This is a genomic window from Thalassospira profundimaris WP0211, assembly GCF_000300275.1.
GTDB lineage: Bacteria > Pseudomonadota > Alphaproteobacteria > Rhodospirillales > Thalassospiraceae > Thalassospira > Thalassospira profundimaris.
Map to the genome: position 1 here is coordinate 174,135 of NZ_AMRN01000004.1, position 13,910 is coordinate 188,044.

At 56.2% G+C, this 13,910-nt stretch carries 13 protein-coding genes; 9 read left to right on the plus strand and 4 right to left on the minus strand.

The features are described from left to right. Positions 1 to 41 precede the first annotated feature (41 nt). Together TH2_RS09735 and TH2_RS09740 are read left to right on the plus strand one after the other, a co-directional pair. On the plus strand, positions 42 to 485 hold the full coding sequence (locus tag TH2_RS09735; protein WP_008890253.1) for a DUF2946 domain-containing protein: 444 nt from the start codon (positions 42 to 44) through the stop codon (positions 483 to 485). A 144-nt stretch (positions 486 to 629) separates the two neighbouring features. Next, positions 630 to 2,006 (plus strand): PepSY-associated TM helix domain-containing protein, encoded by a 1,377-nt coding sequence (locus tag TH2_RS09740; protein ID WP_008890254.1) that lies wholly within the window; start codon positions 630 to 632, stop codon positions 2,004 to 2,006. Positions 2,007 to 2,061: 55 nt separating this feature from the next. Here TH2_RS09740 and TH2_RS09745 read toward each other — a convergent pair whose 3' ends face one another. Together TH2_RS09745 and TH2_RS09750 are read right to left on the minus strand one after the other, a co-directional pair. Continuing rightward, complete coding sequence (locus TH2_RS09745; RefSeq protein WP_008890255.1) at positions 2,062 to 3,987, minus strand: heavy metal translocating P-type ATPase; 1,926 nt, start codon at positions 3,985 to 3,987, stop codon at positions 2,062 to 2,064. Between the two features lie 27 nt (positions 3,988 to 4,014). Further along, entirely contained in the window at positions 4,015 to 4,584 is a 570-nt protein-coding gene (locus TH2_RS09750) for an HdeD family acid-resistance protein (protein WP_040823471.1), read from the minus strand. Between the two features lie 437 nt (positions 4,585 to 5,021). Between TH2_RS09750 and TH2_RS09760 the strand changes: the two genes are divergently transcribed. Together TH2_RS09760 and TH2_RS09765 are read left to right on the plus strand one after the other, a co-directional pair. Beyond that, complete coding sequence (locus tag TH2_RS09760; protein WP_008890257.1) at positions 5,022 to 5,468, plus strand: DUF2946 family protein; 447 nt, start codon at positions 5,022 to 5,024, stop codon at positions 5,466 to 5,468. Positions 5,469 to 5,668: 200 nt separating this feature from the next. Beyond that, positions 5,669 to 6,313 (plus strand): Crp/Fnr family transcriptional regulator, encoded by a 645-nt coding sequence (locus TH2_RS09765; protein ID WP_008890258.1) that lies wholly within the window; start codon positions 5,669 to 5,671, stop codon positions 6,311 to 6,313. Positions 6,314 to 6,394: 81 nt separating this feature from the next. On the opposite strand, the gene TH2_RS09770 is transcribed toward TH2_RS09765, so the two are convergent. After that, positions 6,395 to 9,406, minus strand: coding sequence for a sensor domain-containing protein (locus TH2_RS09770; protein WP_238538682.1), 3,012 nt, complete (start codon positions 9,404 to 9,406; stop codon positions 6,395 to 6,397). A 483-nt stretch (positions 9,407 to 9,889) separates the two neighbouring features. On the opposite strand from TH2_RS09770, the gene TH2_RS09775 reads away from it, so the two are divergent. The 3 genes from TH2_RS09775 to TH2_RS09785 all read left to right on the plus strand — a co-directional run bounded on the left by TH2_RS09775 (position 9,890) and on the right by TH2_RS09785 (position 11,700). Beyond that, entirely contained in the window at positions 9,890 to 10,303 is a 414-nt protein-coding gene (locus tag TH2_RS09775) for a tellurite resistance TerB family protein (protein ID WP_008890260.1), read from the plus strand. A 274-nt stretch (positions 10,304 to 10,577) separates the two neighbouring features. Continuing rightward, complete coding sequence (locus tag TH2_RS09780; protein WP_040823474.1) at positions 10,578 to 11,462, plus strand: NAD(P)-dependent oxidoreductase; 885 nt, start codon at positions 10,578 to 10,580, stop codon at positions 11,460 to 11,462. Then, positions 11,449 to 11,700, plus strand: coding sequence for a GDCCVxC domain-containing (seleno)protein (locus tag TH2_RS09785; RefSeq protein ID WP_008890262.1), 252 nt, complete (start codon positions 11,449 to 11,451; stop codon positions 11,698 to 11,700). The genes TH2_RS09780 and TH2_RS09785 overlap by 14 nt, the downstream gene beginning before the upstream one ends. Before the next feature lie 29 nt (positions 11,701 to 11,729). Here the strand turns inward: TH2_RS09785 and TH2_RS09790 are convergent, their stop codons facing one another. Further along, positions 11,730 to 12,275, minus strand: a complete 546-nt coding sequence (locus TH2_RS09790; RefSeq protein ID WP_008890263.1) for a class I SAM-dependent methyltransferase — start codon at positions 12,273 to 12,275, stop codon at positions 11,730 to 11,732. A 111-nt stretch (positions 12,276 to 12,386) separates the two neighbouring features. Here TH2_RS09790 and TH2_RS09795 point away from each other — a divergent pair, with 111 nt between their 5' ends. Both TH2_RS09795 and TH2_RS09800 read left to right on the plus strand, forming a co-directional pair. Next, a complete protein-coding gene (locus tag TH2_RS09795; protein WP_008890264.1) occupies positions 12,387 to 12,605 on the plus strand; it encodes a SlyX family protein in 219 nt (72 codons plus the stop codon). A 55-nt stretch (positions 12,606 to 12,660) separates the two neighbouring features. Then, the gene (locus TH2_RS09800) at positions 12,661 to 13,836 is read left to right on the plus strand and encodes a DUF3095 domain-containing protein (protein ID WP_008890265.1); all 1,176 of its coding nucleotides are present in this window, start codon (positions 12,661 to 12,663) and stop codon (positions 13,834 to 13,836) included. Positions 13,837 to 13,910: the final 74 nt, after the last annotated feature.

Below are 13,910 nucleotides of genomic sequence, written 5' to 3' on the forward strand. Positions count from 1 at the left end.
GCCTAAACACGATCCAAACAAAGCTTGATGGATCGCAACACGTGCAACGCAAACACCAGATCAGTCTGATGTTCAGACAGGGCCTTTCGGCACTGGTGGCTGTGGTGTTCCTCGCCAATACCATCATGTTCGGCTTCATGCATATTCCCATGGCAAAGGCCAACGGGGCATCGCTGGCCTCTGTGATGGATGGGGTGGTGCGCATTCCGATTGTCATTTGCACCGGATCCACTTTCAAAACCGTTCTGGTCCGCGCCGATGGGTTGCCCGATGAACCGGGCCAGAACGCAGACGCGCCGGATGGCTTTGAATGTGCGCTGTGCGGTTTGGGCAATTATGCCTTTGGCATGCCGGTTACGCCAGAGCTCCCCAAACTTGAAGCAATCGAACTAAGCAACGCAGTTGCTGCCCTTCACATTACCGCGCGCAAGCATGTTTTCTGTGCGCTTGCGCCATCGCCGCGCGCGCCACCTGCTGTTTCTTGACCATTTGCCTTAGCACGCCTGAAAACCCGCAAGTTCCATGACAGGATAATTGCGTGTTCAGGTCTGCTTTTCCCCAAAATTTTCTGTGCCCTTGACGTGTCGACACACCGTCGCACGCCTTGCGCACATGCATGGACAAGAAACATGACTGAAACTTCCAAAACCCCGGCATCACAGGGCAATACAAGCCTGTATCGCGCTGTCTGGCGCTGGCATTTTTATGCGGGCATTCTGATCCTGCCCTTCATGATCCTGATGGCGATCACAGGGGCGGCTTACATCTATCGCGATGAAATCGATGACTGGTATCACGCCGACCTTAAATTCGTTGAGGCATCGGGCAAGACACCCCTTCCGATAAGCCAACAGATTGACGCCGCCCTCCTTGCGGTTCCGGGCGTTGCCGCCAAAGTCATGCCCCCGGCAAGTCCGGATCGCAGCAGTGAAATCGTCATCGCCACTGAGGCCGGCGGGCGCGAGGCGGTTTACGTCAATCCTTATACCGGTGACGTTCTGGGCCATATGCCAGATCGAACTACCATCATGTGGGTGGTCCGGCGTATTCACAGCCTTGCCGAGTTTGGCACCATTCCGAATTACATCATTGAAATTGCATCGGGCTGGGCGATCCTTCTGGTTTTGACCGGGATGTATTTGTGGTGGCCGCGCGGCAGTCAGAAAGACGGAATTGTCAGCCTGCGCGAAACACCCAAACGCCGCATCTGGTGGCGCGATGCCCACGCAGTCACCGGCATCTTCATTGGTGTTTTCATTATCTTCATGGCGGGCACCGGCATGTTCTGGTCGGTGTTCTGGGGCAAGTATGCCAACCAGTTTGCCAATGGCACGCCCAACGGATATCCGTCCGGCGTTCGGGTTGAGGTGCCGCTTTCGACCATTCCGATGATCGATGCCTTTGGCGACGTTAGTTGGACCAATGAAAACATCCCGCTGCCGCAATCGGTGGATGGTGGAGCCAATCCGGTGACAACGCCGAACCCCATCGGGATTGATCAGGCCATCGCAACCTTTAACGATATGGGTCTGACACCGGGCTACGCGGTTGCCCTGCCGCGCACTGAGACCGGGGTTTATTCGGCGTCGATCTATCCCGATGACCTGTCGCTGCAACGGGTCATTCACCTTGATCAGTATTCCGGAAGGCCCCTGATCGATATGGGCATTGCCGATTACGGGCCGTTTGGCACGATCATGGAATTTGGCATCAATGTTCACATGGGTCAGGAATTTGGCATCGCCAATCAGATCATGCTGTTGGTGATCTGTGCCCTGATCATTTTCATGTCGGTCTCGGCTGGCGTGATGTGGTGGAAACGCCGCCCAGCCGGTGCCCTTGGCGTCCCGCCGATGCCGCGCGACACAAGCAAGCTCAAAATGGTCACCGCCATCCTTGCCATTGGCGGCATCATCTATCCGACCGTTGGTGCATCGATGATCGTCATCTGGCTTCTGGATTACCTTCTGGTCGCCCGCCCGCAACGCAAATTGCGCACGGCGTAACCCCTGCTATCTCGTCGCGGTCCGGATTACGTTCGGGCCGCGACTTTCCAACGTTCTAGTCCTCGACGATATCCGCATCAATATTATGCCGGATCGCCAGTCGAAGGGCATTGAGGATGGCGATGATATCAATGCCTTCCTGCAAAAGCGCACCTGCAACTGGCGTGATATAGCCGGCCGCGGCAAAGCCCATGGCGACGATGGAAAGCACCATGCCGCCAATCACGCTTTGCAAAAGGATGCGGCGCATCGCCATGCTGATGTGCAGGAGCTCGTCGACTGTCACCAACGACGCCTCGGGGATCACCGCACCGGCGGCATCCGCCGTGACCGCACTTTCCTTGCCAAAAGCGATACCAACGGTGGCAACCGCCAGTGCCGGGGCGTCGTTGATGCCATCGCCCATGAACAATGTCGGGGCCTTGGCGGTTTCTGCGCGGACGATCGCGACTTTCTGTTCCGGGCTTTGCGATGCCAGGCTTTCGGAAATACCCAGCAATTCGGAAAGGTAGCTGACCTCGCTTTCGCGGTCGCCTGACAGCAACATCACCTTTTTGAAATGATGGATATCGCCCAGATGGCCGACAAAGCTTTCGCCCTCTGCGCGCGGGGTATCGCGGAAGCGGAAGGTCGCGCCATATTTGCCATCGACCAGCACCACGCATTCAAGCCCGGCGGCGGTATCGGGCAGGAGCCCGGCGATCTCGGGGTCGGATTTCATCAGCTTGTTGCGGTGGGTCACCGCAACTTCATGGCCATCGACCTGCCCGTTTAAGCCCTGCCCCGGTTTTTCCGAGGCATGATTAACCTCATCAAGCGGCAGTTTGCGATCCCGTGCGGCGTTCAAAACCGCCGAGGCCAGCGGATGCTTGGAATAACGCTCAAGGCTGGCGGCCAACCGCAAGACAAGGTTGCCATCCATGCTGGGCCCGGCCAAAACTTCCACCAGTTCCGGTCGGCCATAAGTCAGCGTGCCGGTCTTATCGAAAATCGCCGTTTGGCAGGTTGGCAAGCGTTCCAGCACCGTGGGATCCCGGATGACGATGCCGCGTCGGGCGGCAATTGAAATCGCACTCATCACCGTGATCGGAATGGCAATCAAAAGCGGACAGGGTGTCGCCACCACCAGCACCGCCAGAAAGCGCGATGAGTCGTCACTCAGATACCCGACCAATATCGCAAACAACAGGGCCGCCGGGGCGAACCACGCGCCGATCTGGTCACCAAGACGGCGAATGCGCGGGCGTTTTTGTTCAGCCTCGGCCATGACATCCATGATCTGGGCATAACGGGAATCCCGCGCGCGCTTTTCCGCCCGGATGATCAGGACCGCCTCGCCATTGATCGCGCCCGACAGCACATTGGTGCCCGGTGCCTTGGCAACGACATAGGGCTCCCCGGTCAGGTAGCTTTCATCCATGCTGCCATGCCCATCAACCACAATGCCATCGGCGGGCGCGGTTTCATGCGGGAAGACCGCGATCAGATCGCCAATGTCGATCTCATCAATCGCAATGTCGGAAATCTCGCCATCGGGGGATTTGCGATGCGCGACACTTGGCATGCGCTTGGCCAGGGCATTCAGGGCCGAGGACGCCTTGCGCATGGCAAAGCCTTCAAGAACCTGCCCGCCGGTCAGCATCAAGATGATCAGGCTGGCGGCAAGATATTCCGTCAACACCACACCGGTAACAAAGGCAATGGCGGCCAGAAAATCAGCGCCCATTTCACGCCGCAAAAGCTTGATTGCAAGCTGCGCCAAAATGGGGATGCCACCGGTCACGAACAAAACCAAAAGCGGCAGGTCTGCGGTGCGTTGGTCCAGCATGATGTCTTGCAGACCAAACACCCCAGGAAACATCAGGATAAAATGCCCCGCCATGGCAAGCAGGGTAATGATCAGAATGGCGCGGTTAAGGGCCGGGGCGGACAAGGCATCATCACACCGTTCAAGAACACCAACTGGTGGCGTGTTTGCCATGCCTTACCCCTTATATGTTTATGGTTTTCAGGCCTGCGAAACCTTGCCCATCGCCATCGATACCATCAGATAACTGAAACCCGACGACAACAGATTGATGCCAATCAACAAACCAATCGCCCACGTGGCCGAGCTTGGCAGTTCGGCAAAGATCAGGACACCGGCCAGAACCGATATCCCGCCAGAAACCAGCATCCATTTCCAACCGGGAAACTGTTTGAGCCACAACGCCATCAGGGTTTCAAAAATCCCGTGCAGCAAAAAGGCAATCGCCAGCAACACGGTCAATGTCACGATGCCGCCCTCTGGCATGAAGGCCAGCCAGCCACCAATCAGGGCAAAGACAATCCCCTGAACAACATCAAGGCTGCGCCGTGTCGGGGTATCGGCATTCCAGGCCCCGTAAAAATGGCCCAGTGCCCCAAACAGGAACAGCCAGCCAATCACGGTTTTAAAGGCAATTGTCGTGACAAAAGGAAAGGCCACCGCCAGCACGCCCAGGATCAGCATCACCACGCCGACGTTGCGCAGCCGTTTGCGCCCCTTTTCCAAAAGGCCACGCATTTCCGGCGTTCCGTCATTAACGATCAAGGTCATGGTAGGGTGCTCCTGACTGCTGTGGATCGCGGCAATATCAACCTGAAATTGCTGCAAATTATAGCCCATCTAACGCCTGTCGAATAGGACAAGTTCCCAAGGGGCTGATCTTAGCCGCAAGCCTTCGCCGCCGTGATCAGGCGTTCTGCCACCGCACGCACAGCCGGGCGCTGGCATGGACTCTAAACGGCATTACCCCCGATATCCTGACCCTGATCGGCGGCGCGGTCGCGATAACCGGTGTGGTTATGTTGCGCTTTTCCATGGCAAGATCGGGCCGCAGGGCAACAGCGTAACCAAGGGTGTGCCGGGCCTGGCCCGGCACATCAGAACGATTATAAAGAAAAACTGATAACTCGTTCACAATTCGATGCTTTGACATGGGGGTTTCAAGGGTCTATCAAATTCCAGACCTTATCCAATCTGGATGGAAACCCGTGTATTTCACACCGCTCAACAGCTTGGTTGCACGACGCACCCTGTCACTTTGTGTGGCGTGGCTGTTGCTGGTCAACGCGCTGTTTTTCGGGTTCATGCACGCGCCTGTCGCCCTTGAAACCGTGCCGACTTCGAACACGGAAGTTTCCCAGACCTATGTCCCGCTGATTATCTGTACCGCAAATGGCATCAAAACCATTTCGGTTCCTGCCGACCTTGCCGCAGATCGCACTGCCAATCCGCATAGTTCCGACGCCTTTGATGGTTTTCAGTGCGCAAGCTGTGGCCTTGGCAACCATGTGGTCGGCATGCCTGTAGAACCTGAATTGCCGCTGATCCATCGGATCCGGCTGTCTAATCAGGTCACCGCCCTTCACATTACGGCACGTCTGCACGATTTCTGCCCGATTGCCGCATCCCCGCGCGCACCGCCGGTCGCCATCTGACCGGATTTCCAAGCACTGTCTCTCAGGTCCTTGATGGCTATTTTACGCCACAACTGTATCTGACGGACGTGGTTCTATCCGATCATTATCCCATGCCAGCCGGTAAAACCGGCAACTTCCGGGACATCCCGGTTCACAGACTGGTGTCGATACGCGACGGCATTGCCGCGTATCTGTAAGTTTGCCAATGGGAGAACCCCATGAACAAAGACGACGCCTTGCTTGTATTGGAAAAACTTGCCGAACCCGCCGTTTTGACTTTGCCATCCGATGCCAGCATCGGACATCATAGCCAGGACCACACTTATGTTTACATTGTGCAGTCCGGACTGGCGCTGCGCTGCAAATACACCGAACAAGGGGAGAGACAGGTCTGCCGGGTTTATCGCCCCGGCGATCCGATCGGCCTTGAAATGCTGGCGGTGACCGACCCGTCGCTGGTGATTGAAACCATTGCACCCTCGGTAATCAAACGCATCCCGATCCAGCGGATCCGTCTTGCCCAGCAAAATGACGCCCGCACGCAATCGGCTGTGACATCGCTTCTGGCAAGCGAGGTCATGGATGGTCAGCAGCTTAAGATCAGTTTTGGCACCGGTTCGGCCATGCGCCGAATTTGCCGGTTCCTGTTGTGGTCTGCCCACAATGATCTGGTATCCCTGCCCAACCGTGAAAAGCTTGGCAATATCGTTGCGACCACGACCGAAACCGCCAGTCGCATGATCGCCAATCTGAGGCGTGAGGGCGCTATCACCCGAAACCCGCGCATGCCATCGACCATGCGAATTGATCGCGACAAGCTGTGCAAGGTCGCCGGCGACCCGCAACAACAGTCCGCGGCATAAGAAACCTGTAATACGCCAAACCAACAAACGCACCGGGATGCCGTTCCGGTGCGTTTTCTTTTGGACTAACACTAATGCTGATTATGAACCAGGCTGGGCAACCGGGAAACGGGCGGGCGAGGTCAGGTTGGCCTTAAGCAGGCTTTCCATATCGCTGGCACTGATCGGCTTGCTGAAATAGAAGCCCTGAACTTCATCGACACCTTCGGACGCGATATGTTCAAGCTGGATTTCGGTTTCAATGCCTTCGACATTGACCGCCATGCCAAAGGACCGCGCCAGGAACACAACGGCGCGCACAATCGCAGCATTGCCATCGGAACTGTCGATATCAATGATGAAGGACCGGTCGATCTTGATCTTGTCCACCGGGAAGCGTTTGAGATAGGCCAGCGACGAATAGCCGGTGCCGAAATCATCAATCGCGATACGAATGCCCTGATTTCGCAGGATACCAAGCGTGATCGCTGCTTCGCGCGGATTGTCCATCACCGCCCCTTCGGTCACCTCGAACTGCAACTGATGGGGATCAAGTTGAGTGCGCGAAAGCACTTCACCGACACTCTCAATCAGGTCTTCGTGGCGGGCCAGTTCAAGCGGCGAAAGATTGACCGATATGGTCAATTGGCCATAGCCCGCATCGCGCCATGCCTTGGTCTGTTCACAGGCACGTTTCAGCACCCATTTGCCGATATCGGCAATGATGCCCATCCGTTCGGCCACCGGGATAAAGTCAACCGGGCTAACCTGCCCACGTGACGGGCTGAACCAGCGGACCAGTGCTTCCATGCCGATGATACGATGACCGACGATATCAATGATCGGCTGATAGAACAGCTCCAGCTCGTCATTTTCAATCGCGTGGCTCAGATCGCGTTCCATCGCCTTGCGTTCCTGAACCTCGACCTGAAGTTTCGGTTCAAAGAAGTGATAGCGATTGCGTCCCTCTGCCTTGGAACAATAAAGCGCCAAGTCCGCATTACGCAGCAGGTCCTTTTCATCGCGACCATCCTGCGGATACATGCAAATCCCGACCGAGGTCGAGGCCTGCACTTCATTGCCATCCAGCATGAAACGTTCGGAAATGCGTTCGATCAGGCGCTGGGCGACAAAGGTCACTTCCTCGACCGAGCCCGGCTCGTGGATCAGAACCGCGAATTCATCACCGCCAAGACGCGCGACCACATCCTCGTTGCGCAGGCAAACCCGCATGCGTTCGCCAACCCCCTGCAAAAGCAGATCGCCAATCGGATGCCCAAGCGTGTCGTTGATGTCCTTGAAGTTATCAAGATCAAACATCATCAGGACAAAGTGGCAGCGTTCGCGTTTGCTGCGCGCAACGGCCGCCGCCAGCCGTTCCTGGAACAGGGTCCGGTTCGGAAGCCCGGTCAGCCCATCATGATGGGCAAGGAACTGAATGCGCGCTTCGCTGCGTTTGCGATCGGTAATATCAGTGATCGATCCGTCAATCAGGGTCGGACGGCCCTTCTCATCGCGGACAAGACGGGCATTTTCCTCGACCCAGATGATCTTGCCGTCTTCGCGGCGCATCTCGGTTTCAAAGCCCTGCACAATCCCGTCACGCAGCAATCGGCCAATAAACCGCAAACGATTGACCGGGTTCAGATAATGAAACGCCCAGTCATGCTCCTTGGCAATCAGACTTTCGACCGCGTCATAGCCCAGAATGGACGCAAAGGCCGGGTTGGCCGACAGGATCGGGCCAAGCGGAATGCTTTGAAACAGGCCTTCTGCCGAGTTTTCGAAAATACCGCGGAATTTTTCCTCGGCATGGCGGAGTGCGCGTTCGACCGACAGTTTTTCTGTCACGTCCTGACCGATACAGATCACACCGGCAACATCGCCATCTTCGCCGAAATGCGCGCGCGCATTCCACTGCAACAGGCGGGTTTCACCGTCGCGGCGCTTGAATGACAGGACCTCATCCTTGATGATTTCGCCCGACAGCAACCGGCGCACTGCCGTCCGAACACGCGCGCGGTCCTCTTCAACCAGCAAAAAGTCAAAGAAATTCTGGCCCGCGGCCTCCATCCAGGAATAGCCGAACGTCCATTCGCATTCGCGGTTATATTCCAGAATGCGCCCCTCGGCATCGAGGAACAGGATGACGCTACCCGCCGTCTGAACCAAGGCGCGATAGCGTTCCTGACGCCGGCGCAGGTCATATTCCGCCTGACGGTTCTTGGTAATATCGGTGATGGTAACGCTATAGCCTAGCAGCATACCGCCTTCGCCACGAATTTCGGTGGCATTCACCCGCACCCAGATCTGGCTGCCATCGGCCCGGCGCATTTCAATATCGCGGGCCTGAACACCCTTGCCGGATGCAAGATCGCGACGCAGCTGAATGCGGTCGCTGTCGCTGGCATAAAAGGTTTCGGGATGGCGAAAATAGGCCTGGGTTACTTCGCGCACGGAATCATAATTGAACAGTGACGCGGTTTCTTCGTTCACATTCGTGATCGTGCCTTCGGCATTCAGCTCGATAATACCGTGCACCGCGTGTTCAAGCGCACGGCGATAGCTTTCCTCGCGCGTGCGTTCCTGACCAAACAGCACCAGACAACCCGAATTTTCCAGCGTGATATACTGCCACTGGAAGAACCGCTGCCCGTAATGGACGGTGCGCGGGCTGTCGGTGTCAAATTGCGGACCTTCGTCACTGACCAGCGGGCGCTGGTCGCCTGGATGCATCAGATCAAGCGGCGATGCCATGCCCATTTCAAGGGCAAGCTGCTCTGCTGCGCAATTGGTGCTGCGCAGACGACCGTTGGTTTCCACCAGCAAAACCGGTTGCGGTGAAATCAGCGATCCGATGCCCGATGAAACGGTGGCTTCAATGGTTGTAAAGCGGATATAGGTGCGCCGACCGATGCTCAGCTTCCAGCCGAACAACACACATGCAGAGTCCCGGAACCCGCATTCGATATAATGGTAGCCGCCAATATCAAGAAGCCGCCCCGAAAGTTCGGCCAGCGGTTTTGAAAGGCCTTCAACTGCGTCCGGAGAAACCCATGCGCCGACCTGTACACTCTCGTCATAGGCTTCGCGCCATGCTGAATTTACGAGCAATCGTCCTTCGTCTGGATCATATGCTCCAGACGGCAAACACAGGTGGCTGATCAACGCCGTCAACATACCGACGGAATCGATTGCGTTGATGTCTCCCATAGCGGCTTTATTCGTCATGTTTGTTGTCGCTGCGCGACCATAACTGCTACCCCATGCAGTGCAAAGCCAAATTTTCCCCGACGAGAGCCACCAACCCCAATCATTTTGCTTGTATTTTTATAGCGGCTTCATTTTGTGTTCTTTTGGTCGCGCATGCCGCCTTTTTCACGGCTTTCAACGCCCGCGCGACCGGTGCCGACAGAATGAACGCGATTTCACTACGTAATCCTTAAAATCCTTGAAAATTCATCGGTTAACTGTTGCCCGAGGAAGTTTATCGGCATACCATCGCTCGGCTCGGTGGTTTTCACACTGTCCGGATCCCAACGTCAAAGTCCGGATAAAAGCGTTTCAGGGAACCATCCTCGATAAGGAGTAACCAACGTGATTTCGCATCAGGACGCCTTGATCTACACAATGGTTATGGTATCGGCCGCCGATAACGATATCACCGACGCCGAACTTTCCGCGATGGGCCGCCGGGTCCGTTATCTTCCGATTTTTGCCGGATTTGACAATGATGGCGTCACCAGTGTTGCGCGCGATTGCGCCAAGCTGCTGGGCGAAGAAGACGGCATGGACCGCACGCTGGATATGATCCGCGATGCCCTGCCGCGCAAACTGCGCGAAACCGCGTATGTCTTCGCCTGTGAAATCGTCCTGTCCGACAGCGAAATCAGCCAGGAAGAACTCCGCATTCTTGAATTGCTTCGCCACCGGCTTGATATTGACCGTTTGGTCGGATCGGCCATCGAACGCGCCATGGCAGCGCGCTATGTCCGGCCCGGTGATTTTTGATGTTTGCAACGATGGCCGCGGCACCTTGCCAGCACGGCCTCGTTGAGTGAAAAACGGTTAATTCAGCATTCCAACTTTGTGTTGGGCCTGTCTGATCGAATTTGTGGAACCCAAAGCGCATTTTGGGCGTTACGCCCTGAAATTGCTGCTCTTGGTCATCCATAATGGGACATGGACCAGCCAACAAAACTTTCCGGTTTCGGGCCAATGGGCGCGGACCGTTTTTGCGTCGCCAATTCAGATATCGCTACCGTCACACAAAGGGATCGCCGTCATGACCGCTCTTTCCGGGGAAAACATCGCCTTTATCGGACTTGGATTGATGGGGCGTCCGATGGCGCTCAATCTTGAAAAGGCCGGTGCAGTCCTGACCGTTAATACCCGTAATCCCGAAACACTCAATGCCTTCGAAGATCTTGGCATTGCAACGGCCGGCACCCCGGCCGATGCCGCGGCCGAGGCCGATATCGTCATCATCTGTGTGGCCAACACGCCCGCACTTGAAAATGTGCTTCTGGGCGAAGAAGGCATTATTGATGGCCTCGAAGAAGGCACCATCGTCATCGACATGGGCACAACATCGGTCGAAGCCACACGGCGCTTTGCCGATGTGGTCGAAGAAGCCGGCGGCACGTGGATTGATGCCCCGGTTTCCGGCGGCACCCACGGGGCTGAGAACGGCACCCTTTCCATCATGGTTGGTGCATCGCCCGAAGATTTCGAACGCGCCCATCGGGTGTTTGACGTCCTTGGGTCGCGCGTCACCCATGTCGGCGATGTCAGTTCCGGCCAGATTGCCAAGGCGGCCAATCAGATGATTGTCGGCATCACCATTGGTGCGGTTGCCGAAGCCTTTTCCATGGCCGATGAAGCCGATGTCGATCTTGATAAACTGCGATCTGCACTGACCGGTGGTTTTGCCGATTCTGCGATCTTGCAAAAGCACGGCGAACGCATGATCGAACGCAATTTCGAACCGGGCGGCAAGGTCGTCACCCAGCGCAAGGACCTGTTCCAGGCGCTTGAATTTTCCGAAGGCGAACTGGGGGTCGAACTGCCCATCACCCGTCTTGCCATGGAACTCTATGACGAATTGATCGACATGGGTCATGGCGATCTCGATCATTCAGCATTGATCAAAGTCTATGAAGAAGACTGATGCCGATCATGTCGAACTGGTCTCGGTTCTGACCTGCCCCGAATGCGGGCATGTCGAAACCGAAACCATGCCGACCGATGCCTGCCAGTATTTTTATGACTGCAAGGGATGCGGCGCAGTTCTGCGTCCCAAGGCTGGTGATTGCTGCGTTTTTTGTTCGTATGGCACAGTCCCCTGTCCGCCGATCCAGTTACACGGACCTGGTGAAGACGGTGGCTGTTGCGGGCATGGCAACTGAGCTGCGCACGCCAGATTAGGCAACACAGATCAGGCAACAATGCCCGGCTTGTGACTGCCGATCCGATACAGATAAAGGTGGTCCGATCCGGTTTTCATCGGCACTTCGCCGAATGCCTGCCAACCGGGAATGGCAAAGACGCGGGATATCAAAATGCCGCCATTTGCCATGCGCTGATCGAGCACATCACCGACATCTTCCATCACCCTTGGGTCAAGAAAACACACCACAACGTCGCCGGGATCGCGATCAAGGGTTTTAAAATCACCCCGGATGAAATCAAGGTTGGGCCGTGCGGCCAAAACCGCCCGCATCCGGCTGATGGCATAGGGGATTGGCGAAAGCTCGATACCGGTTACTTTGACGTCCGGCCTTGCCCGCGCAATCGCCAGCGCCAGATCCCCCCAGCCAGATCCGAAATCCGTCACCGCCTTGGTATCGCCCGGGATATAGGCGATGATTTCGTCGGCTGCCTTGGCCGATGTCGGCATCGGAACGGCCTTTAGACGGATTGCATAACCCGCAATCAGCGCCAAAATAATTCCGACAAGGGCCAGTACGGATAAATCAGTCATCAACCATCCAGATATGTTAGGGTCCGTGCCGCGCAGTGGTGCCACAGGCATGCGCGTACCGCAAGTCACGGCATACACAGCCAACTGAACACATTTGCAGAAGATACCGGAATGAGCCACGAAGAAACCGACACCCGCATAACCGAGCTTGAAATACAGCTTGCCCACATGGAAACCGTCGTCACCGACCTGTCTGACATGATCAAAAAGCAGTGGGATCGCATCGATCTGCTTGAACGTCAGAACAAATTAATGTCGTCTGATGTTAAACGCATGATCGATTTCCTGCGTACAGCACCCGAAGACGACGCACCACCGCCGCACTATTGATGGCACGCAGGGTTTGCTGCTTTCTGGCAATCGCGCCTGCCAATGAAAGATCGATTTGACCAACCTTTATCTCGACATACCGACCTTTGACGACTTCGGAAAGGTCCTTGACGGCACGGTGTATCATGCCCTGCCAGATGACTGGTGGGTGGGCACATCCGACGTCATTGGATCGACCAAGGCGGTCGAAGCCGGTCGATACAAGGACGTCAACATGGTCGGTGCGTCAGTGATCTGTGCTGTCAGCAATGTGCTTGGCCATTCAGATTATCCGTTCCTGTTTGGTGGCGATGGCGCAAGTTTTGCCTGCCCCCCGGATCAGATTGACGCGGTGCGCGATACCATGGCATCGACGGCCACCTGGGCGGCGGAAACCCTGGATCTTGAATTGCGTGTCGGTCTTGTGCGGATCGGCGATATCCGGGCTGCTGGCCACGATGTCCGCATTGCGCGCTATGCCGTTTCCAATCCGGTTTCCTATGCCATGTTTGCCGGCGGCGGCATGCAATGGGCCGAAGATCAGATGAAACAGGGCAACAACATGATCCCGGCGGCTCCGCCCGGCAGTCGACCGGATCTGACCGGGCTTTCATGCCGCTGGTCCCCGATCCGGGCTGAGGGTTCAGACGTTATTCTGTCGATTATTGTTGCGGGACGTGACGACCGCACCCGGTTTGATGCCACCGTTCATGAACTGTTTGCCATTCTTGATGACAGCCCGCGCAAAAGCAGCCCGATCCCCGAAAACGGGCCCGGCGTCGCCTTCCCGCCGCCCGGCATGCACCTTGAGGCAGAGGCCACCAAACACAAGGAAGGCGGTTATATCAAAGCATGGCTCAAGGCGCTTTACATCGCGCTGATCGCGGCCATCCTGATGAAAACCGGCTGGAAACTGGGCGCGTTTGATCCAAGGCGCTATCGCGATTACACCGGCTATAACACCGACTTTCGCAAGTTCGGTGATGGGCTTTGGATGACGGTGAATTGCAGTTTGACCCGTGCCGAGGAAGTCGAAGCCCTTTTGCATGCGGCAGAACTGCAAGGCGATATTCATTTTGGCACCCATCGCCAACGCAGCGCGATCATGACCTGCATCGTACCCTCCATCACAAGCGATGCGCATTTCCATTTTCTTGATGGCGGCGAAGGCGGCTATACCGCGGCGGCCACGGCGTTCAAGGCAAAAAGAAAGCGCGATCAGGCCAGTGGCACATCCCCCGCAAATGCGTGAAACGCATCGATTGTGACGCTACAATAGATTTCTTGCATGACCATGGATTATCCCGGACACTTCCCTGATCCCGA

What these genes read in the sequence shown, in the direction of transcription:
- TH2_RS09740 (WP_008890254.1), top strand. Translation starts at nt 630, where the DNA reads ATGACTGAAACTTCCAAAACCCCGGCATCACAGGGCAATACAAGCCTG.
- TH2_RS09745 (WP_008890255.1), bottom strand. Translation starts at nt 3,987, where the DNA reads ATGGCAAACACGCCACCAGTTGGTGTTCTTGAACGGTGTGATGATGCC.
- TH2_RS09750 (WP_040823471.1), bottom strand. Translation starts at nt 4,584, where the DNA reads ATGACCTTGATCGTTAATGACGGAACGCCGGAAATGCGTGGCCTTTTG.
- TH2_RS09765 (WP_008890258.1), top strand. Translation starts at nt 5,669, where the DNA reads ATGAACAAAGACGACGCCTTGCTTGTATTGGAAAAACTTGCCGAACCC.
- TH2_RS09780 (WP_040823474.1), top strand. Translation starts at nt 10,578, where the DNA reads ATGACCGCTCTTTCCGGGGAAAACATCGCCTTTATCGGACTTGGATTG.
- TH2_RS09785 (WP_008890262.1), top strand. Translation starts at nt 11,449, where the DNA reads ATGAAGAAGACTGATGCCGATCATGTCGAACTGGTCTCGGTTCTGACC.
- TH2_RS09790 (WP_008890263.1), bottom strand. Translation starts at nt 12,275, where the DNA reads ATGACTGATTTATCCGTACTGGCCCTTGTCGGAATTATTTTGGCGCTG.
- TH2_RS09795 (WP_008890264.1), top strand. Translation starts at nt 12,387, where the DNA reads ATGAGCCACGAAGAAACCGACACCCGCATAACCGAGCTTGAAATACAG.